This is a genomic window from Spiroplasma endosymbiont of Lariophagus distinguendus (assembly GCF_023846195.1).
Classification (GTDB): domain Bacteria; phylum Bacillota_I; class Bacilli_A; order Mycoplasmatales; family VBWQ01; genus Spiroplasma_E.
Window position 1 is genome coordinate 1 of sequence record NZ_JALMUW010000099.1, and the last position, 2,159, is coordinate 2,159.

General features: G+C 21.1%; 2 protein-coding genes. Both read left to right on the forward strand.

The window, feature by feature from the left end:
• Positions 1-387 precede the first annotated feature (387 nt).
• Positions 388-1,296, forward strand: a complete 909-nt coding sequence (locus M0D11_RS05750; protein ID WP_252320922.1) for an ABC transporter ATP-binding protein — start codon at positions 388-390, stop codon at positions 1,294-1,296.
• Positions 1,297-1,378: 82 nt separating this feature from the next.
• Positions 1,379-2,068: an ABC transporter permease subunit gene (locus tag M0D11_RS05755; RefSeq protein ID WP_252320924.1), complete on the forward strand. Its 690-nt coding sequence runs from the start codon at positions 1,379-1,381 to the stop codon at positions 2,066-2,068.
• Positions 2,069-2,159 lie beyond the last annotated feature (91 nt).

Here is a 2,159-nt window from a genome sequence, read left to right on the forward strand (position 1 = left end):
TGCTTTTGGTTGATCATTGCCAAATCAATGATGATTACTGGCATCCATTTGAATTAATTCGCCAAAATTTGTTCTTCGATTTGGAATGGGGCACTTAGCCCTTTTTAGGACTATTTTTTGGTAGATATTTGTTTTTGATAATTAATTATAATTATGATATAGTTATAGAATTCCTTAAAAAATAAATAAGCACTAACCAAAAGCAATGATATTAAAATTTTTCATTTTATAAATAAAAACACTCAAATTTGACTGTTTTTATAGTTTTTTTAAAAAGGGCTAAGTAGCAAGTGGTTAAGTTGAAATTCCATCCAAAAATCTGATAAAATTTAAATATAGTAAATATAGAGAAAAAAACCTAAAAAAATTAAAAGAGAGAGTTCAAACATGAATATTATAGATTTAAAAAATATTACTAAAAAATATGAATCTAATGTTGGCTGTTTTAATATTAATATTAAAATAAATAAAGGGATTGTTTATGGTTTCATAGGACCTAATGGTGCCGGAAAAACTACTTTAATAAGACAAATGGTTGGTTTTATCAAATCTGATGAAGGCAACGGAACTATTTTAGGTTATGATATTTGAAAAAATTCAAAAGAAATTATGGCAAAAATAGGATATTTATCTGGTGAAGTTATATTACCTGAATATATGAGTGGTATTAATTATTTAAAAACAATTGCTGATATTCGTAATAATGTTGATTGAAATTACACAAAAAAACTAATTGAATATTTTGATTTTAATCCAAAAACAAAAATTAAAAAAATGTCAAAAGGTATGAAACAAAAAATAGCTATTATTTCTGCATTTATGCATAAACCTGAAATTTTAATTTTAGATGAACCTACAAGTGGATTAGATCCTTTAATGCAAAAAAAGTTTGATAAATTAGTTGACAATTTTAAAAAAGAAAATAAGACAATATTTATGAGTTCACATATTTTTGGTGAGATTGAAAATAATTGTGATAAAGTTGGAATTATAAAAAATGGAAGAATAGTTTCAGAAATAGAAATTAATGACATCAAAAATAATTCTGAAAAAAATTATGAAATAAAATTTTCAAAAAATGATGATTATAATAATTTTATCTCTTCTAAAAATTGAAATATTATAAATAAAAATAATAAAACCAAAATTTTAACTGTTTTTATTTCAAATACTGAAGTTGATAGTTTTTTAAAAGAAATTTCAGTTTATAAAATTGATTATTTTAAAGAATTACCATTTGATTTAGAAAAATATTTTATAAAATATTATGAAAAGGAGATAGAATTTAATGATTAATTTTAGTTTTATAAAATCGCAATTTAAAATTGTAAAAACGGAAACAATAATATTTTTTATACTACTATTTTTTTTTAGTATTATGACTGTGATACTTGAACCAGGAGAATCAGAAGTTTATACAATTTTGTTTTTTATTCCTTCATTTATATTACTATTTATTTTTGGTTTTATTTTAGTAAATAAACTTTTATTAAAAGAAATAAACAAAGGTTATTTTAGTACTTGATTAACAACACCTATGTCAAGACAAACAACTTTAAATTCTAAATTTTTTGTCATTTTATCATCAATTTTAATTTTAAATATTTCAGTTTTATTAACACAATTAATATTATTTTCTAGCATTTATGAAAATTTTAATAGTCAAATGACTTTAGAAATTTCTTTATATTTTTTATCACTTATATTTGTTTCATTTTTATTTTCATCTATTACTTGAATTATTAGTTGTTATTTTTGCAATAACCAATCTTTATCTATCTCTTTAATTAGTGGAATATTAGTCATATTTGTTCTTTTTTACATATTATCTGATTTTATCTCATCAATAAGTCAAAATTTAGAAAATCTTAAATATTTTAAATATTTAACTATTGTATCTTTTTTAAAAAAATTATCTTTTTCTAGTTCTAGAAGTTTGCTTTCTAATCAAATTCAAAATTTTAATTCTATAAGTTTGGTTTGACAAATTCCTGTTGAATTAATTTTAACTAGTGGGTTATTTATTTTTGGAAATTGACTATTTTGCAGAAAAGATTTACATTTATAAAAATATTGCCATTCCACATTTACTGATTTTGGAGAATCAACCACAGAAATTGCTGAGCAAATCATAGAACCAGCACCTTATTAAAATCTTA